An 18,833-nucleotide genomic window follows, 5' to 3' on the forward strand; every position below is an offset into this window, starting at 1 on the left:
GATGTGCCGTCTCGTCTTCCTCTGTCTCCTCTTCGCCGCCTCGAGCGCCTCCGCCCAGTACGAGGAGGAAGAGGAGCTCGCACCCCTCAACGGGGTGGGCCGCATGAGCATCCAGGCCGGCTGGCGGCTGTCCCCGAACGGCACCTTCTACGACAAGTTCTACTCGCTGCCGGACTACCAGGGAGTGGCACGGGCCCCCGCCTCGCCGGGCGGCCCCTTCCTGGCGGGCTCCTTCGGCTACGCGATGACCGACTTCATCGAGCTGGGCATCGACCTCTTCGCCACCGGCGAGCAGCTGCGGCTGACGGGGGCTCCCACGCTCACCAACGTCACCTATGGGGCTCTGCTGGGCGTGCGCTTCCAGACGCTCCTGGACTTCCTCACCCCCCAGGGCGTGGTGCCCTTCGTGGGCCTCCAGACGGGGCCCACGCTCGTCTACTCGCAGGCGGAGGGTGTCGGGCAGCGCGAGCTCTTCACGCAGACCTGGGCGGGCACCGTGGGAGCGACCTTCCGGTTGTCCTCCTCCTGGGGGCTCACCACCGAGTACCGCCTGGCCTTCGTTCGCGGCCTGACCCCCTTCACCGCCAACAACAACGCCGGGTTCCAGAACCTCGGCTCGTTCAACGGAGGGGGCAGCTGGTTCGCCCTGGGCGTGACATACATGTTCCCGCCGGATCCCAGCCGGCCATTCAGCTCGCTATAAGCGGAGGGCCGCTTGCCTGGCCCCTCGCCTCCGAGGAATGCACCGGAAATTCCTCGGGGCTCGGGGCCTGTTTCCGGGGCCGACACACGACGGGTGTGGAGAATCCACGAACCGCCCGAGGGAGCCCCTACGATGCGCGAAGAGGCCGAGATCATTTCCGGGCCCAACAGGAAGATGTCCATGGCTGCTGCTGAGACGAAGCCTGAGCAAAACAAGGAACTGAGCGAGATCCGCAAGGAGGTCATCGAGGCCCGCAACCTCGTGATCAAGACGGACAGCCTGCTGAAGAACCTCCATGCGGAGGTGAAGGCGATTGGCAAGCGTCACGAGGATCTCCAGAAGCGGCAGTGGATCTCCTCCGGCGTGGCGTACGCGATCTTCGCGGCGCTGTGCGTGGCGGGCGCGGTGGTGGTGACGTCCGCGCGCAGCTCCAGCGCGGGGGCCGAGCGCGAGCGTCTGGAGAAGGCGGTGGCCGAGCTGACGACGCAGCTGGACAAGGTGCGCGCGGAGCAGACGGCGAACGCGAACGCCCAGCGCGCCGCCACCGAGGTCTACCGGCTGATGACGACGCTGCCGGGGGACGAGCGGCTCAAGGGCGTGGACGAGCTGGTGAAGCTGGACACCTCCAAGCTGTCGGCGCTGGAGCGCAACGCGCTCACGGACAAGGCGGCGCAGCTGCGGCGCGAGATTGGCGACGCGGCGTTCGAGCGGGGCAAGGCGGCCTTCCGGCGCAACGACATGAAGACGACCATCGAGGAGATGAAGCGCTTCGTGGCGATGAACCCGCCGGCGGATCAGCTCCTGGACACGTCCTTCTTCCTGGGCGTGGCCTACAACATGGAGAAGAAGCACGATCTGGCGGTGCCGCTGCTGGCCCGTTTCGTCGAGGGCGACAAGAAGGCCAAGACGCACGACTACGCGATGCTGCTGCTGGCGCAGTCGTACCAGGAGACGGGCGAGCTGGATAAGGCCATCCAGACGGCGACGGACGGCGTGGCCCAGCACCCGGCCAGCGAGTTCATCCCGCAGTTCCGTGGCCGTCTGGCGACGGTGCGCCGGCTGAAGGCGGGTGGCTCCGAGGCGGCCGCTCCGGCTCCCGCGCAGCATACGGCTCCGGCTCCGGCGGCCCAGCCCGCGGCTCCGGCGGCCCAGCCCACGCCCGCTCCGGCGCAGTAGCGCCACCCCATCTCAGCCCCCCTCTTCCGTGGGGAGGGGGGCAGGTGAGTGAGGGGCTCGAGGGCCCGGGTTCACATCCGGGCGTTGCCAGGAGGGGCTCTCGGTCGTAAGACGGGGACCCGTGTCCGAGCCCGATCCCCGGAAAGATCCCCGTTACCGCCCCTTCCGAGCCGCCGCCTACGGCCTCTACTTCGCCGTGGTGGTCGCCTTCTGCCTGGCGGTCACCATCGGCGTGTTCCGCTCGGTGGGGGCGATGACGCCGGAGCGCAGGCCCCCGGCGGAGAAGCTGCTCAACTACCGCGAGTGCCTCGATGCGGCGGACGGGCTGTGGTCCCAGCTCGAGTCCGAGCGCGAGAAGCTGGTGCGCACCACTCCGGCGCGCAAGGTGGACAAGCAGTGGATGGACTTCCGCACCGTCTGGTTGCAGCGGCTGGCGGATCAAGAGGCCTTGTGTGGGCTCGAGTCCCGCGACCGCACGAACCTCAAGGAAGTGTACCGCCGCCTGGAGGAGGTGCAGGACCTCTACACCATCCACGCGGTGCAGTACGCGGGCGAGGTGGGCGGCGCGGTGGACGCGCTGCACGGCGCCTTCTCCACGGCTCGCAAGGACCGCAACTACGGCGTGCTGCCCTGAGCGGCGCGAGCCTCCGTCCGCGTCAGCCTCCGGGGCTCAAGTGCCTCGGAAGGACGTCTTCCCGGAGGGCGGGCCCTGAAGCCGGGCATGCAGCGTGTCCGTCATCAGGTACCAGAACTGCACATTGCCGAAGCTGAGGATGTCCCCATCCTTGAGCGTGGCCTCGCGCGTGCCGATCGTGGCCCCGTTGAGGAAGGTGCCGTTGGTGGAGCCAACGTCGCGCACCGAGCAGCGGCCCTGGGGCTCGCTCCAGTTCAGCACGGCGTGGCGCTTGGACACCGACGCGTCGTCGATCATCAGATCGCAGTCCGGCAGCCGGCCCACGCTCAGCTCCTCCACGCGCGTCAGCGGGGGGAGGGTGGTGATGAGCAGGTCCTCGAACTCGAAGAGCAGCGAGAGCATGCCCTTCTCGATGTCCGAGGCGGACGCCACGCGCGTGGCCGCGAGCACGGCGGACACGGGCCGGCCGGGCGGGCGCTGGATGAGGACGAAGGGGCCGAGCTGACGGCGGAAGGCCCCGACGGACAGTGACGCGCCGAGCGCGCGCAGTTCCTGGATGGACAGCACGGTCCGGCAGCATGCCAGAAGTCCGGCGGTCCCGGGGGGCGGAAGGTGTGTCGTCGCTGGTGCGACGGGCGGGTTTCGTTGACCCGGCTGTCATACCTCTCCTACAGTTTCCCTTTCGGCCCGCTCGCCGCCATCGTGACACTGGCGGCGGCGGGCTTTGGCGTTCACCTTTTGCCGTGGGAAGGAGCAGTGTCGATGAGCGGGAGCGGGAACATTCCCATGACCCCCTCGGGTTTGCGGAAGCTGAAGGCGGAGCTGAAGCACCTTCAATCCGTTGAGCGCGGGAAGATCTCCAGGGAGATCGAAGTGGCGCGCGCGCACGGAGACCTGCGCGAGAACGCCGAGTACCACGCGGCCAAGGAGAAGCAGTCCCACATCGAAGGTCGCATCCTGGACCTGAACGATTGGATTGCCCGGGCCGAGGTCATCGATCCCTCCAAGCTGGGCGGGGACAAGGTCGTATTCGGCGCCACCGTGGACCTGCTGGACGTGGAGACCGACAAGACGGTCTCGTACCGCCTTGTGGGCGAGCTCGAGGCGGACCTGAAGAAGCGGTGGATCGCCGTGACGTCGCCGGTGGCGCGTGCGCTCATCGGCAAGAAGGAGGGCGACATCGCCACCGTGCAGAGCCCCGGCGGCACGCGCGAGTACGAGGTGCAGGAGATCCGTTTCGAGGATCCCGAGGACGAGCCGGTGCAGGAGGGCTGAGTTCCTTCATCCTGTCCGGTCGAGCGGGGGAGCGGGCGCGAGCTCGCTCCCCTGCGTCGTTTGGGTGGGCAGGGTGACGGTGGCGCCTTAGGATGAACCGCTCGGAACGCCCTGTGAACCACCCGCTCGCCAGCCTCGTTGGACCCCTGAAATACGCATGCCGGAGTGACTTCGCCCATCTGTCGACGGTGAAGGACCTGCGGAGTCTGTTGGAGCGTGCGCTGGCGGGGGCGACGGGGGTGGACGCGGAAGCGCTCAAGCAACTGCGAGCGGCATTGCCGCACGTGGACCATCCCACGCTGGAGCGGCGCAAGGCGGCGCTGCGCAGGGTGGTGGCGGGCCTGAAGCTGAGCGGTGTGCCGCTCCCCGAGGAGCTGGCGCAGGTCGCCACGGCCGCCGCCCCTCCGCCTCCGGGCGGGGAACGGGCTGAGGGCCCGCTCGAGGGAGTTCCCCCGTGGAAGTCCACGGAGCCCCTCCCCGTGGCCCCGGGAACGCGGACCGCGCCACCGAGACCCATGACGGAAGGCCCTTCCGCCAGGAGCGGAGGACCCGTGCCCCCGGCGGCGAGGTCCGGCACCGTGCTGTCCACGCGTGCGCCCGTGAAGCGCCCCGCTCCGTCCGTGGACGCCCAGCCCACGGCCGCCCAGCCCGCTCTGGTCTCCGAGGAGGTCCGGAAGCCCGCCGCCAAGCGCAAGAAGAAGGTGGCGAAGGGACAGGAGGAGTCGCGCGCGGAGGCGAAGCTGCTGTCGATCGCGCCGCGCTCGGGGCCGCTGGCGATTCCGCTCAAGACGATGGGCAAGAAGCTGGGCCCGCGACTGCTGGCGGCGCTGAACAAGAAGGGGCTGAAGCGGGTGGGGGACATCCTCTTCCTGCTGCCGCGCTGCTACGAGGATCGCCGCAAGCTGCAGACGATCGCCGAGCTGATGCCCGGGGAGCGAGGGGTGACGGTGGGCGTGGTGAAGCTGGCGGACTTCGTGCCAGGCCGGACGGGCAAGCGCTACTTCCGAGCGGTGGTGGCGGATCGCTCGGGGAGCATCGCGGCCACGTACTTCAACGCGGGCCCGTGGCTGAAGCAGCGCTTCCCGGTGGGCAAGCGGCTGGTGCTGTCCGGCGAGGTGCGCGCGTCGATGTCGGGGCGCGAGATGGCCCACCCGGAGATCGAGCCGGCGGAGGACCTTGAGGCGTCCTCGGTGCACTTCAACCGGATCGTCCCGGTGTACCCGGGCTTCGAGCGGGGTGATCAGCGCATGTTCCGGGAGCTGGCCTCGGTGGTGAGCGAGTCCTACTCCCACCACGTGGAGGAGCCGCTGCCCGAGTCGCTGCGCCGCAAGCTGGAGCTGATGACGCTGTCCGAGGCGCTGCGGTCCATCCACTTCCCACCGGGAGACGCGGACCCGGAGATGCTGGATCGGCACCTGAGCCCGGCGCACCGGCGGCTGGCGTTCGACGAGCTCTTCTTCCTGCAGCTCGGGGTGGGGCTGAAGCGGCAGGGGGTGAAGACGGAGAAGGGCATCACCTTCGACGTGTCGGCGCCGAGGCTGGAGAAGGCGCGCGGGGCGCTGCCGTTCCAGCTCACGGGGGCGCAGAAGAAGGTCATCGAGGAGATCGCCCAGGACATGGGCCGCGCCGAGCCGATGAACCGGCTGGTGCAGGGGGACGTGGGCTCGGGGAAGACGGCGGTGGCGGTGGTGGCGTCGCTGCTGGCGTTGCAGGACGGCTACCAGGTGGCGGTGATGGCACCCACGGAGATCCTGGCCGAGCAGCATGAGCGCACCTTCCGCAAGCTGCTGGAGCCGCTGGGCTACAAGGTGGGGCTGGTGAGTGCGGCGGGGACGGCGAAGCGCAAACGGGAGATCCGCGAGGCGGTGGCGCGCGGGGAGATCCACCTGGCGGTGGGCACACACGCGCTCATCCAGGGCGAGGTGGCCTTCGACAAGCTGGGCTTCGTGGTCATCGACGAGCAGCACCGGTTCGGGGTGCTCCAGCGGCACATGCTGATGAGCAAGGGCCTGTCCCCGGACGTGCTGGTGATGACGGCGACGCCGATTCCCCGCACGCTGGCGATGACGCTGTACGGGGACCTGGACGTGTCGATCATCGACGAGCTGCCCCCGGGGCGCACGCCGGTGAAGACGCGGGTCTTCAACGACAAACAGCGGGCGCGCGTGTACGAGGCGGTGGCGTCCGAGGTGGCCAAGGGCCACCAGGCCTACGTGGTGTACCCGCTGGTGGAGGAGTCGGAGAAGCTGGATCTGGAGGACGCCACGCGCGGGGCGGACAAGCTGCGGCAGGTGTTCCCGGGCGTGGAGGTGGGGCTGCTCCACGGGCGGATGAAGCCCGAGGAGAAGGAGCTGGTGATGGACGCCTTCCGGTCGGGGACCATCCAGCTCCTCGTGTGCACCACGGTGGTGGAGGTGGGCGTGGACGTGCCGAACGCGTCGGTGATGGTCATCGAGTCCGCCGAGCGCTTCGGCCTGTCGCAGCTGCACCAGTTGCGCGGCCGCGTGGGCCGTGGCGCGGCGGTGAGCTTCTGCTACCTGGTGGCGAACCTGGCGCGCTCCTCGATGGACTCCTCGGAGCGGCTGGGCGTGATGGAGCACAGCAGCGACGGCTTCGTCATCGCGGAGAAGGACCTGGAGATCCGCGGCCCCGGTGAGTTCCTCGGCACGCGCCAGAGCGGCATGCCGGAGCTGGCGGTGGCGAACCTGGCCCGGGATGGGGACCTGCTGTCGCTGGCGCAGCAGGAGGCTCGGAGCATCCTCGCGAAGGATCCCCGGCTCGAGTCCTCCGAGCACCAGGGCCTGGTGAAGGCACTCGAGGAGCGCTGGGAGGGAAGGCTGGCGCTCGCCCGGGTGGGGTAGGGCGCTCGCCTTCGGGAAACGAAAACGGCGGCCCCCTTCGAGAGGAGGCCGCCGTTCGTATTCGCACTACCGGATGGGAGGAATCACCGGGTGGTGATCGCGCCCACGGCCACGTTGATAGACGCCAGCGTGCCGCTGTCCGGCAGCGCGTGCGCCTTGACGACGGAGAGGGGCACGCGCGTGCCCGCCGGCAGCGAGTCGCTGCCCTTCAGATCCAGCGCCACCGAGATCAGCGCCCCGGTGTACTCCTTCGCCGGAGCGTCCTTCTGGTACACGCCCACGCTGAGGGTGTCCGCCTTGACGCCGCCCTTGAAGAGCTGGGGCGCGCTGCCCAGGTCGAAGGCCCGGTTGGCCACGTACTCGGTGTCCGCGTCGGACACCTTCGTCCAGCTCGCCCGGGCCGAGTCCACCGAGAGCGTCAGGTCCACGCCGCGGCCGGACTGTCCCTCGGGGCCCACCAGATCCAGCACGAGACGGCTGTCCGTGGACGCCGCGGCGTTCTTCACGAGCCGCCAGCCGATGCCCACCGGATCCTGGTAGCCGATGCCCGAGGCGACCGGCACGGTGATGGTGGCGGAGGCCTTCTTCGACGGATCCGCCACGCTGGTGGCCCACACGGTGTACGAGCCCGGATGGTTCGGCGCCGTGTAAACGCCCGCGCTGGTGATGGTGCCGTTGCTGTCGCCGCCCTCCACGGACCAGGTCACCGCCGTGACGCGGGTGCCCGTGACTTCCGAGATGAAGGCCGTGGTGGCTCCCTGGTCGCTCGTCTTCGTCTCCGGGGAGAGCTTCACGCTCACCGACGTCACCGTCACCTCGGCGGTGCCCTTGCGGGTCGGATCCGCCACGCTGGTGGCGACGATGGTGTAGGTGCCAGCCGTGGCGGGCGCCGTGTACACGCCCTCGGCGGTGATGCTGCCACCCGCCTCGCCCTCCTGGATGGACCAGGTGACCGAGGTGTCCTCGGCCCCCGTCACCTTCGCGGTGAAGGTGGCGGTGCCTCCGGTCACCACCTGGGTACCGAGCGGAGCAATCCGGACGACGACGGCCGGCTCGACCGTCACCGTGGCCGTGTCCTTCTTCGAGGAGTCCACCGCGTTGGTGGCCACCACGGTGTAGGTGCCAGCCTCGGTGGGCGCGGTGTAGACGCCCGCGCTGGAGATGGTGCCGTGGGAGTCGCCTCCCTCCACCGACCAGAGGATCTTCGACTCCTTGGCATCCTTGACGGTGGCGGTGAAGGTCGTCTTGTCACCGGCCTTCACGGTGGCGGTCTTCGGGGCAACCGTCACCGGCCCCGCATCGGGATCGGTGCAGGCGGCCAGCGTTCCAATCAGGAGCGGAACAATGAGCTTGGTCAACGTTTTCATGGGTTACCGTCCGAACTGGCTGACGAAGAGGGTGACGTCGTTGTCGTCCACGGCGCCGGTGCCATCGAGATCCGCTTCCTCGCTGTAGGAGGAGCCGGACTCGCTGGAGCCGAAAGCCTGGGCCATCAGACCCATGTCCTCACCGTCCACGACGTGATCTCCGTTGAGATCGCCGGTGAAGACCTTGACCGTTGCCGCGGCGCTCGCGCTGACATCCGCGGTGCTGGTCGCGACGACATGGCAGATGCCGGGCACCTGATGCGCGCTGTAGGTACCGGTCGCGCTGACAGTGCCGCAGATACGGCCCTCCCTCACGGACCAGCGCACGGACGTGTCCACCACGTTGGTGGCGCTGGCGGTGAAGGTGGCCGAGCCGCCCACCGGCAACACGACGCTGGGCGCCTCGATGGTCACGAGGACGGCCTCACGCGTGAAGGTGGTCGCCGCCTTGTTGGAGTGGCCGTACGCGTCGAACGCCACCGCCTCCAGGGTGTGCATGCCCACCGACAGTGGCATGGGGTTGAAGGGCACCGAGTACGGTGGCGCGGTGGCCCGGCCCTGGAAGGCGCCGTCCACGTAGAACTCGACGGCGGTGACGCCCGTGTCATCGGTGGCATCGGCCTTCAGCACGCGGACCTCGAACACACCGTCCACGCTGGCGGTGACGTTCGGGGCACCCACGTCGGTCACCGTGGAGTTGCGGACCTCGAAGTCCACGGTGGCCGTGGTCACGTTGCCCGACGAGTCCGTCGCCTTCACCTTGCCGTGGTGGACGCCGTTGGTCAGCGAGGTTGAATTGAAGTACGCGGTGTAGGGGCCGCCGTTGGCGTCGGTGAAGTCGCCGACGGACTCGTCGTCCACGAAGAACTCGAGGCTCGACGTCCAGATGTTGTCGCTCACGGTGGCGGAGAGCCCGATCGAGCCATAGCTGCCGATGGCAGAGAGGCTGACCGCGGGAGGCAACGTATCCGCGACACCCGAGGTGTTCAGCGTCACGTCATCGATGAAGAAATAGGTGACGCCGCCCGAGACCTGCCCCGGGGTCAGCAGATCGGCCTCGAAGTAGATCTGGATGTCCTGCCCCTTGTAGGCGCTCAGGTCGTAGCGGTGCTCGAAGTACTTGGCGCCGGTGTCATCCAGGTTCGAGAACGTCTCGAGCGTCTTCAGATCCGTGCCGCTGGAGTCCCGCACCTTCGCGGTGATGGTGTGGTGGGCCACGCCATCCGTGAAGGCGCCCGTGTAGATCAGCAGCCAGAAGCTATAGATGGCCGAGGTGGCGTCCGCCGGAACGGTGATCGTCTGGCGGGTGGCCGATTTGGAGGGAAGGCCCGTGTACAAGAAGGCAAAGGACCTGTTGCCCGAGTGGGCAAGGTCAGCGGAGTTGAGGACCCCGGCCGAACCGGCGCGGGTCGTCGTGATCGGCCAGGCGGCCCGGCCCGCGGTCGACGTGTCTTCGAAGCTCGGGTTGAGCACGATCTGTTTGCGGGTGAGGTCGACGAAGAACGTCACCGGGGCCGACGAGCCCTCGTTCCCCGCGGCGTCCACGGCCTTGGCCACGAGCGTGTGCGAGCCGTTGCTCAGCGTCGAGAGGGTGACGGCCTGGGCGAACGACGTCGCCGCGGTCCCCACGGACGTGCCGTCCAGGAGGAACTCGACGGCGCCGACATAGCCGTTGTCCGACACGTCCGCGAAGAGGCCCACCTGGGTCCCGGTGTTGAGGACGGTGGCCTTCACGATCGGCGCCTCGGTATCGGCGGAGTCCGTCACGCGCAGCGCGAAGTCATCGAGCTTGAAGTTGGTGGCCTTCGAGTTGTTCTCGTTGCCCTCCAGGTAGATGCGGATCGTCTGTCCCGCGTAGGCGGAGAGGTCGAAGCTGCGCTGCACCCACCCGAGCGTCGGGTTCAGGTTGGACCAGGTGGCGAGCGTCTCCACCACCGCACCCGACGTGTCGCGCACCTGCACGACGAAGGTGTCGTTGGCCGTGGTGCCCGTCTCCTCGGTGGTGAGGTTGAGGTAGAAGGTCAGCGCGGCCTTGGTGGCGGAGGCCGGGATGGTGACGTCCTGGTACAGGTTGTCGATGTGGAACGCGCCGTAGCCGTTGAGCCACACGTAGCCCAGGCCCGTGCGCGCCCCGCTGGACGGGTAGTTGATGTTGCCGCGCGGATCCGCTTCCCAGCCCTCGCCCGCGAGCTCGAAGCCCGGATCCCGCAGGATCTGCTCGAAGCTGTTGGTCACGGTGAACGTGGTGGGCTCCGACATGCCGCGGTTCCCCGCCGCGTCGTAGGCCACCGCCGTCAACAGGTGCGGCCCGTTGGTGAGCAGGGTGGTGTCGAGCGGCACCGTGAAGGGCAGGGCGCGGCTCGTGCCCGCCAGGGCTCCGTCGACGAAGAACTCCACGCGCTTGATGCCCACGTTGTCCGTGGCCACCGCGTTCAGGTGGAGGGTGGGGGCGCTGCCCGAGATGTTCGTGCTGACGGTGGGGGGCGTGCGGTCGTCATAGGTGCCGGCCGTGTAGCCCACGTTGATGGCGGCGAAGGCGTTCTGCACCGCGCGGTACTCGCTGGACAAGGCACCGAAGAGGTCCGCCGCCGACTGGAGGCTGGCCGTACGGGCCGCCATGTAGTTGGCCGACGGGTACAGGTACGTGGTGATGGCGCGGTACCAGATGGCCGCCGCCTTGTCGTTGCCGATACCCGTCATGCCGCCGGGCAGGTACGTGCTGGAATAGTCGTTGGCCGTGTCCGTCGACTTCGCGCCCTGCGCCAGGAAGTAGAAGGCGCGGTTCATCGGGCCGCTGCTGAAGTGGACGTCCACGTTGCCGATGCCGGGGTACCAGGCGTCCGGGCTCTTGCCGTCCAGGGACGGCTTGTACATGACGCGCAGGGGGGGATCGCTCAGGTCCTCGCCGATGCGGAAGTTGCCGCCGGTGTTGCCGATGGTGGCGCCCCGGCCACCATGCGTCCAGAACTCCACCATGGTGCCGAAGATGTCGGAGTTGGCCTCGTTCAGGCCGCCGGACTCGCCGGAGTAGATGAGATCGGCCGTCTGGGACATGACGCCGTGGCTCAGCTCGTGGCCCGTCACGTCGAGCGCGGCCATGGACTTGAAGCCACCGGGATCCGGGTAGGAGCCGTCGCCGTAGCTCATGCAGAAGCAGCCATCGCTCCAGAAGGCGTTGTCGTAGAGGTAGCTGGCGTGCACCCGGTTGTAGGTGGGCGAGCCCAGGTCATCGATGCCGTTGCGGCCGAGGACCTTCTTGTAGAAGTCCCACGTCGTCAGCAGGCCATAGTGCGCGTCCACGGCCGCCGTCTGGCCGTTGTCGTTCTGCGTGTCCCCGCCATCCTCGTAGTTCTGTCCGTCGCCCCAGACGTTGTCCGGGTCGGTGTAGATGACGAGCTCGGGAATCTCGCCGTCCTGCACCTCGGCGTGCGCCACGTCATACGTGCGGATGCCCTCGCCGAGCGCGCGGGTGGTGTCGCGCAGCTCGAAGGTGCCATCCTTGAGCTTCCAGACGTCGAGCTTCACGTCGCCGCTGTACTGGGAGTGACCCGTGCCGATGGCCGCGGCGGTCTTCAGCGAGTTCCACTTCTTGAGCAGATCGCCCGACTGCGCGTCGAGGATGAAGTCCGTGTGCTTGATGCCGTCCACCCGGTTGTCCAGCTCGGTGTGGACGTGCCAGGCCAGCTTGTAGCCCACCACCTCCTCGGTGAAGTCCTCCGCGTTGCGCTTCGCGTACGGCTTCTCCGGGAAGCGGTTCGTCAGCTGCGTCTGCGGATAGACGATGAGCTCGGCGGTCGGCCGGGCGCTGAGGAGGCCGCGGGGCGCCAGCTCCAGGGTGGCCAGGGAGATCGCATCCGCCATGTCCACCGTCGGATTCACACCCAGGCGGATGCCCTTGCGCAGGCCGTCGGCCGTCACCGGCTGGTTCAGCCCGGAGGCACTCATGTGGGTGATGGCCATGGCCCCCCACACCGGTACGCCCTGGTAGAGCTGCGCGAAGCGGGCGTGCGTCTGCCCGAAGCGATCCGTGTTCGCGCCAGACAACCGGAAGTCATCCATCGAGCTCAGTCCGAGCTTGAGTGTCTGGGCCTTCAGGTTTGTCTGGGAATCCGCAATGCGAGACAGCTCCCGGGCTCGGAGCTGCACCAACGCGGTTTGGGAGAGGGGGGTGAGTTTTTCACCCGCCGCCAGGGATGGACCCGCCGTGAGGAGACCGGCGAGGAGCAGAGGCCAACGAGGCCACGGCATGGACATGAGATGACTCCACCGTACTGCGTCGAGGGAGATTCCCGTCGGGGCACCTGTTGGGGGGATGCCTTCTCCGGGAGCGAACACTCCGCTGGTGGGTCAGGAGTCCGACCTGCTGACCTTCGGGGCTTTCGTCCCTGGACCGTTCACCGCCAGCGCAGCGGGTGGTGAATATACACAAATGGATAATTCATTTGAATTGGGCCGGACCCCATATTCGAGCGATCGGCCACGATGAATCGTCGGGAGGCTCTGAATTCCTGTCGATTCCGAGTGGCGGAGGCCGTGGGCGGCCGTTATCGCGCGGCACCGAACCGGTTGATCAGATTGGCGAGTGCCATCACCAGCTCGGAGGGATCGACGGGCTTGGGCACGTACCCCTGGAAGCCGGCGCCGAGGGCTCGCGTCCGATCCTCCAGCCGGGTGAAGGCGGTGAGGGCCGTGGCCGGCACCCGGCCTCCACGCTCCGGAGGAAGGGCTCGCACCCGGCGTATGAGCGCGTAGCCGTCCTCGTCCGGCATGCCGATGTCCGAGACGAGCAGGTCCGGTGGCTCACGCACCAGGGACTCGAAGGCCTCGGCCGCGCTGGAGGTGGTCGTCACGTGTGCCCGGCGCTCTTCCAGCACCACCCGGAGCAGCTCGCGCGTGTCCTGCTCGTCGTCCACCACCAGCACGCGCACTCCGGAGAGATCGGGCAGGTGCTCGGGCAGCAGCTTCTCCGCGGGCGACGGGGTGGTCCGTGGGGACGAGCCCTCCGAGGCGCGTGTCCCGGTCAACGGCAGCCGCACGATGAAGCGGGCGCCGCGGCCCTCGCCCTCGCTGTGGGCCTGGACGGTGCCGCCGTGCAGCTCCACCAGATAGCGCACGATGGCCAGCCCCAGGCCGAGGCCTCCGTACCTGCGGGTGGCGCTGCCGTCCGCCTGCCGGAAGCGCTCGAAGACGTGGGGGAGGAAGGACGGAGGAATTCCCTGGCCCGAGTCGGCCACCTCCAGCTCCACGTGCGCCTCCACGCGCCGCAGCTGGACCTCCACCCGGCCGCCCTCCGGCGTGAACTTGATGGCGTTGGTGAGGAGGTTCCACGCCACCTGCTGCAGCCGCTGGGCGTCTCCCTGCACGAGTCCCACGCCGAACTCGAGCTCCGGCTCCAGGCGGATGTTCCGGGCCACCGCCGCCGGCCGCACCGTGTCCAGCGCTGCCTCCACCACGGTGGCCATCTCCACCGGCCGTGCCTCCAGACGCATCCTCCCGGCGACGATGCGCGAGATGTCCAGCAGATCATCGACGATCTGCGCCTGAGCCCTGGCGCTGCGTTCCACTGTCTCCAGCGCTCGCGCCTGCCGCTCGGGTGGAAGCGCGCTGGTGCGCAGGATGCTGGCCCACCCGAGGATGGCCGTGAGCGGCGTGCGCAGCTCGTGCGAGACGGTGGCGAGGAAGTCGTCCTTGGCGCGGTTGGCCTCCTCGGCCCGGTCCCGCTCCTGGCGCGCCAGCTCGAAGAGGCGCGCGTGCTCCAGGGTGATGGAGGCCCGGTGCGCCAGCTCCTCGGCCACCCGGAGGTCGTCGGCGTCATAGGCGCGGAGACCCTCGCCTACGGCCAGCAGGAGGACGCCCAGGCGGCGCCCGTTCACGATGATGGGCACCACGAGTCCTCGCAGGCCCACGAAGGCGCGCCGCAACTCCCTCCGGGACTCGTCCGGCTCCGAGGCGAGTGCTTCCTCGGTGAGGGCGGGGAACAGCTCCGGCCGGCCGCTCTCCATCACCTGGCGGAACTCCCGGGGCACGTCCAACAGCCGGCCCGCCTTGCGCAGCCGCAGGGCGCGGAGGGGGTCCACGTCCGTGAAGGCCACCCGCTCGATGGGGCCCTCGCCCTCGCGCAGGTAGACGCCACACCACGCGGCGAAGCGCGGCACCAGGCACCGGGTGAGGCGCTCCAGCGCCTGGCGTAGATCCAACGTGGAGGAGAGCACGGCGCTCGCCTCGGAGATGAGCTCCAGCGCCTGGCGTGCGCGCCGTTGCGCGGTGATGTCGGTGATGGAGCCCACCCACTCGCGCACGGAGCCATCCAGCTCCAGCACGGGGACGCCGCGCGACACCACCGGGGTGTACGTCCCATCGGCGCGGCGCAGGCGGTACTCCACCTCGTAGAGCCCACGGCTGGCGAACGCGCGCTTCCACACCGCCGACGCCCGGGCCCGATCATCGGGGTGGATGGCCTCCATCCACCCGGTGCCGCTGCGCCACTTCTCATAGGACTGGCCGGTGAACGCGCACCAGGTGGGCGAGTCCTCATGGATGACGCCCGTGGCGTCCGTCGTCCAGAGGATGGTGGAGGTGGCCACCACCAGCGAGCGGAACCGCGCCTCGCTGCGGCTCAGGTCCTCGGCCAGCAGCTCCGCCCTCCGGCGCGCCCGCACCAGGTCCGTTACCTCGAAGGCGAACGAGGCGACGCCGTCCACCCGTCCGGCCGCGTTGCGCAACGGCTGGCAGGTGAGGTGGAAGAGGCGCTCCTCGCGCCCGCCGCGGGAGCCCTCCATCCCGAGCGGTACCTGCTCCAGCACGCGGGGGGCGCCGGTGGCGAGGACCTGGTCCAGTGCCTCGAGGACTCCCGGGTCCTCCCACTCCGGCAGGGCCTCGTGAGCGGTCCGGCCGAGCACCTGCCTCCCATCAAGCAACTGCCGGTGGCGCGGGTTGGACAGCTCGAAGACGTGCTGGGGCCCGCGCGTCACGAAGGCCACGGCGGGGGCGCTCATCACGAGCGTGTGCAGGCGCGCGTAGTCGGCCTCCACCTGCTTGAGCTCCGTCACGTCCCGGAGCAGCACGAGCAGGCCCTCGCCGGTGGGAAACACCCGGGCTTCGAGCCAGGCTCCCAGGGCCGCGAGGTACTCCTCCACCGTGGTGGGCACCCCTTCCGCCAGCGCGCGCTGGCAGGCCAGGCCCAGCTCCGTCTCCTCCAACTCGGGCAGCTCCCGCCACAGCTGGCGGCCCAGGAGCTCGTCGCGGCCGCGTCCCAGGATGCGCTCGGCGCTGGTGTTGACGTAGGTGGGCCGCCCCTGGACGTCGAGCGCGAGCACACCATCCGTGACGACCTCGAGGAGCTGCTCGAGCCGCGGCGGCGCGAAGCCGTGCGTGTCCGGCAAGGAGTGCATGCTCGCCAGCGTGACAGGTCGGCCACGCGAGTGCCCGCGGCCGTCCCGTCCCAGCGCCCGGCAGTGAACGGGAACGGCCGCGATTCTCGGTCACCGAGGTGTCCAGCGTTGGGCGGCCTACACCTGGGGCGTCAGGGGGTGGTGTCGCCGGCCACGCCGTCCTGGGCCTGCTCGAAGGTCTCCTTCTTGTAGGCGCCGGTCTTCGGGTCGAACGTGTAGCGGAGGACGAGCTTGGGCGGTGCCTCGTCGGCGCTCACGGAGGCCTCGATGCGTGACAGGTCGGGCGTGGCCTTCCAGGTGATCTCCTCGCCCTGGCTGTAGATGGGATCCATCGTCTCCAGGGTCGAGAACCGGCCCTGGGCATCCATCTTCACGAGGTACATGTCCAGCTCGGGGCAGGCCCCACAGGCGCCGGTGCCCAGCGGGGATTGGGTGCCCTCGTAGACTCGGAGGATGTGAAGCCCGGGTGCCCGTGGAGTGAGCCGGAGGGTGCTCGTGCCGATGTTCTGGGTGTCCAGGATCTGCTGGCCACGGCGCGACACCATCCAGCGATCGATGCCTCCCATCCCATCGCTCTGTCCGGGCACCGAGACCAGCTCCACGTCGCCCAGCTTGCCCACGGACTCCACCTTGGAGAGGTCGATGTCCACCGCGATGGGGCTGTCCTCCTCGGGCGCGTACTGGTAGCCCCGGGCCGGGTTGATCCAGGCCTGGAGCGCCTGGACGTCCGGCCCTGGCTGATAGGAGGCGCTCTCGTTGGCCTTCAGGGCGCGCTCGAACAGATCGGGCCAGGCGCCGAACCGCAGCGGCTTGGCGAGCGCCACCGCGTGGAAGGTGGACGGGTCGCCGAACTTGCGGCGCGGCGAGGAGGACAGGAATGTCTCCAGCTTGCCCTTGCCCTCGTCGCTGTCGACCAGGTCCACGAGCACCTTCAGGTTGCGCAGGGGCGCCTCGGCGGTGCGCGGGAAGGCGCTCGGGGGGATGAGGGCCTCGAACCGGTAGCCGCCATCCATGGGCTCGTAGCGGATGGAGCCGACCGTGTCCTTCGGGCCGTAGCGCACCACGCTCCCGGACAGCAGCCCGTACTGGAGGGTGAACGCGCGCACGAGCTGTTTGCGGTGCTCCACCTGCTCCTTCCACCACGTCTGGCAGGCCTCGATGTCGTCCATGGGCCGCTCCGTGTCCTTGCAGGACTCGGCGGTGGGGAGCTCCTGGTCACCGAACTGGTTGACGAAGGCGATGGGCGGCATCGCCGGTTGTGGCAGGGAGAGCCAGATCTCCACGTGATCGTCGTTGATGTGCTCGGGCTTCGTGGAGAGCTGGACGCGGTCATCCCGCACCTCTCCGGCCACGGCGAGTCCCTCGGTGCCGAGGGCGAGCCAGATCTTCGCGGACAGGTCGGCGGGAGAGGCGACCTTGGACTTGCCGGCCACCTGGTTCGAGCCTCCGAGGAGGAGGGAAGGTGGTTGCTTCCACTCGTCGAGCTTCCCGTCGACCTTGAAGCCGGAGGGGAGGCCCTCGTGGAGGTGGAAGTCCGAGGAAGAGGATGCACTCGTGGTTGGCGCGGCAGCCAGCAGCAGGAGCGCGGTGGATGCGGAGAGAAGCGGCATGGTGATTGACCCCCAGGTGCCGTCTATCACCGTGGGATGGCTGGCCGCTACGGGACCTCCCCCGAGTGGCGCGCACGAGCTCCGAGCGCTTCAGCCGAGCAGCGAGGTCACGAGGGCCGTCCAGTCGGTGTTCGGAGGGAGGCGGCCCTCGGCGTGCTCGGGGCGGCCACCTCCGCGGCCCCCGGCGGCCTCGGCGGCGCGCTTGAGGAAGGCACCGCAGCCGAAGCTGGAGCCACTGCCTCGCGTGATCAGCACCGACAGTCCCTCGGGCGAGCGGCCGGCGAGCAGCACCACGGCTTCGGGGTGGCTCGTGAGTCGCGCGGCGACGGAGCGCAGGTACTCGGGTGTGGCCCCATCGAGCACCGCCACCACGCGCTTGTCCGGGGACTGCGCCAACTGCGCGGCGAGCTCGGCGGCGGTGGACTCGGCGAGCTTCGCCCGGGCCGCGCCGAGCGCCTCGCGGACGTCGGTGAGATCCCGCCGCAGCTTGTCCACGGAGGCCGGCACGTCGAGCGGTCCGCACGAGAAGGCCCGACCGAGCGAGCGCAGTGTCCCGGCCTCGTTCCACAGCTCGCCGCGGGCGCGGCGTCCGGCGGAGAAGAGGACGCGGCCCTTGCCCTTGTAGCGCTCCACGCCGATGACCCGGATCATCCCCACCTGCGCCGAGCGCGTGCAGTGGGTGCCACCGCAGGGTGACACGTCGAACTCGCCGATCTGCACCACGCGGATGTTGTCCGTCACCTTGGGCGCGCGGCGCAGCGGGAGGGCGGCCAGCTCTTCGGGAGTGGGGAAGAAGGCGCGGATGGTGATGTCGTCATCGATGATGGAGTTGACCAGGTCCTCGGCCTCGGCGACGCGCCGCTCGTCGAGCACGTCCAGGTCCACGTCGATGGTGCACACCGTCTCGCCCAGGCGCGAGGACACGGTGTGGGCGTTGGCCACGTCCACCAGGGCGCGCGACAGCATGTGCTGGCCGGTGTGCAGGGCCATGTGCACGCGGCGGCGGACTCGGTCGATCTCCCCGGACAGCTCGGTGCCGACCTCTGGGAGCCCGATGCCCTCGGGCAGCTCCAAAACGTGGTGCACGATGCCCGCGTCATCCACCTGCACGTCGCGGAGGGCCCGGCCGCCGAGCACGCCCCGGTCGGCCATCTGGCCCCCGGCCTCGGGATAGAAGGCGGTGCGGTCGAGCACGACGGAGGGGGAGCCGTTCCACGTGCCATGCGCGAGGACGCGCCCGGTGAACCGGAGGAGGAAGGGATCGTTGTAGTAGAGGCGCTCGGTGGGGGTCATGGCTCTGGGAGGGATAACACGGGGGACGAGGGGCCGCGGGGAGCAAGCTCGCCGGGCAGACGGCGGACCGGGACCCAGCGTCCGCCGCCCGAGCCCGCCTTACCTGGGCCCGTAGCGCGTCTTGAGCTCGGCCATGGACAGGCCGCTCCAGCGGGAGAGCAACTCCACCACGTCCTTCGCATGCAGGAAGTGGAGCGTGTCCCCGGAGAACACGGAGAGGAACACACCGCTGCAGTGGGGCAGCTTCGCGCCGCTCGACTCGAGGTAGTCCACGAGGCGCGGCAGCGTGTAGTCGAGCAGCCATGCGCGGACGTTCTCGGCGGGGAGGACGAGCTCGTAGCTGGTGGCGCCGGAGAGCTCGTCACTCTCCTGGGCGCGGATGCGCGCGATGGCCTGATTGGCCTCGATGGCGGGCGCGCGGTCGAAGGCGAGGCGGAGCAGTTCGTCGGCGGCGGCGTCCATGGGTATTCCTCCTGCGCGGATTCCCACCATGCCCCTTCCGGAAGCGCAATGGGGAGTTGCT

General features: G+C 69.3%; 12 protein-coding genes. 5 read left to right on the forward strand and 7 right to left on the reverse strand.

Annotated features, from left to right (window positions below; translation table 11 throughout):
* Position 1 precedes the first annotated feature (1 nt).
* From DAT35_RS47135 to DAT35_RS47145, 3 genes are all read left to right on the forward strand, one after another.
* On the forward strand, positions 2-703 hold the full coding sequence (locus DAT35_RS47135; protein WP_199243222.1) for a hypothetical protein: 702 nt from the start codon (positions 2-4) through the stop codon (positions 701-703).
* A gap of 132 nt (positions 704-835) precedes the next feature.
* Positions 836-1,879 carry a tol-pal system YbgF family protein gene (locus DAT35_RS47140; RefSeq protein ID WP_108075915.1) on the forward strand — a complete coding sequence of 348 codons (1,044 nt, stop codon included), beginning with the start codon at positions 836-838 and terminating at the stop codon, positions 1,877-1,879.
* Positions 1,880-2,000: 121 nt separating this feature from the next.
* Complete coding sequence (locus DAT35_RS47145) at positions 2,001-2,513, forward strand: hypothetical protein (RefSeq protein ID WP_108075916.1); 513 nt, start codon at positions 2,001-2,003, stop codon at positions 2,511-2,513.
* A 36-nt stretch (positions 2,514-2,549) separates the two neighbouring features.
* Here DAT35_RS47145 and DAT35_RS47150 read toward each other — a convergent pair whose 3' ends face one another.
* Positions 2,550-3,080 carry an FHA domain-containing protein gene (locus tag DAT35_RS47150; RefSeq protein WP_108075917.1) on the reverse strand — a complete coding sequence of 177 codons (531 nt, stop codon included), beginning with the start codon at positions 3,078-3,080 and terminating at the stop codon, positions 2,550-2,552.
* Between the two features lie 195 nt (positions 3,081-3,275).
* On the opposite strand from DAT35_RS47150, the gene greA reads away from it, so the two are divergent.
* Together greA and recG are read left to right on the forward strand one after the other, a co-directional pair.
* The gene (gene greA, locus DAT35_RS47155; RefSeq protein ID WP_108075918.1) at positions 3,276-3,788 is read left to right on the forward strand and encodes a transcription elongation factor GreA; all 513 of its coding nucleotides are present in this window, start codon (positions 3,276-3,278) and stop codon (positions 3,786-3,788) included.
* A 92-nt stretch (positions 3,789-3,880) separates the two neighbouring features.
* Positions 3,881-6,649 carry an ATP-dependent DNA helicase RecG gene (recG, locus tag DAT35_RS47160; RefSeq protein ID WP_108075919.1) on the forward strand — a complete coding sequence of 923 codons (2,769 nt, stop codon included), beginning with the start codon at positions 3,881-3,883 and terminating at the stop codon, positions 6,647-6,649.
* An 83-nt stretch (positions 6,650-6,732) separates the two neighbouring features.
* On the opposite strand, the gene DAT35_RS47165 is transcribed toward recG, so the two are convergent.
* The 6 genes from DAT35_RS47165 to DAT35_RS47190 form a co-directional block, all read right to left on the reverse strand.
* Entirely contained in the window at positions 6,733-8,016 is a 1,284-nt protein-coding gene (locus DAT35_RS47165; RefSeq protein ID WP_146210167.1) for a hypothetical protein, read from the reverse strand.
* Positions 8,017-8,019: 3 nt separating this feature from the next.
* The gene (locus tag DAT35_RS47170; protein WP_158502166.1) at positions 8,020-12,264 is read right to left on the reverse strand and encodes a M4 family metallopeptidase; all 4,245 of its coding nucleotides are present in this window, start codon (positions 12,262-12,264) and stop codon (positions 8,020-8,022) included.
* 296 nt (positions 12,265-12,560) lie between these two features.
* Positions 12,561-15,407, reverse strand: coding sequence for an ATP-binding protein (locus DAT35_RS61465; protein WP_108075922.1), 2,847 nt, complete (start codon positions 15,405-15,407; stop codon positions 12,561-12,563).
* 131 nt (positions 15,408-15,538) lie between these two features.
* A complete protein-coding gene (locus DAT35_RS47180; RefSeq protein ID WP_108075923.1) occupies positions 15,539-17,017 on the reverse strand; it encodes a hypothetical protein in 1,479 nt (492 codons plus the stop codon).
* 90 nt (positions 17,018-17,107) lie between these two features.
* Positions 17,108-18,310: an alanyl-tRNA editing protein gene (locus DAT35_RS47185; protein ID WP_108075924.1), complete on the reverse strand. Its 1,203-nt coding sequence runs from the start codon at positions 18,308-18,310 to the stop codon at positions 17,108-17,110.
* A gap of 99 nt (positions 18,311-18,409) precedes the next feature.
* Positions 18,410-18,772 (reverse strand): STAUR_1299 family protein, encoded by a 363-nt coding sequence (locus tag DAT35_RS47190; RefSeq protein WP_108075925.1) that lies wholly within the window; start codon positions 18,770-18,772, stop codon positions 18,410-18,412.
* Positions 18,773-18,833 lie beyond the last annotated feature (61 nt).

The organism is Vitiosangium sp. GDMCC 1.1324 (assembly GCF_003044305.1).
In the GTDB taxonomy this organism is placed as follows: Bacteria; Myxococcota; Myxococcia; order Myxococcales; family Myxococcaceae; genus Archangium.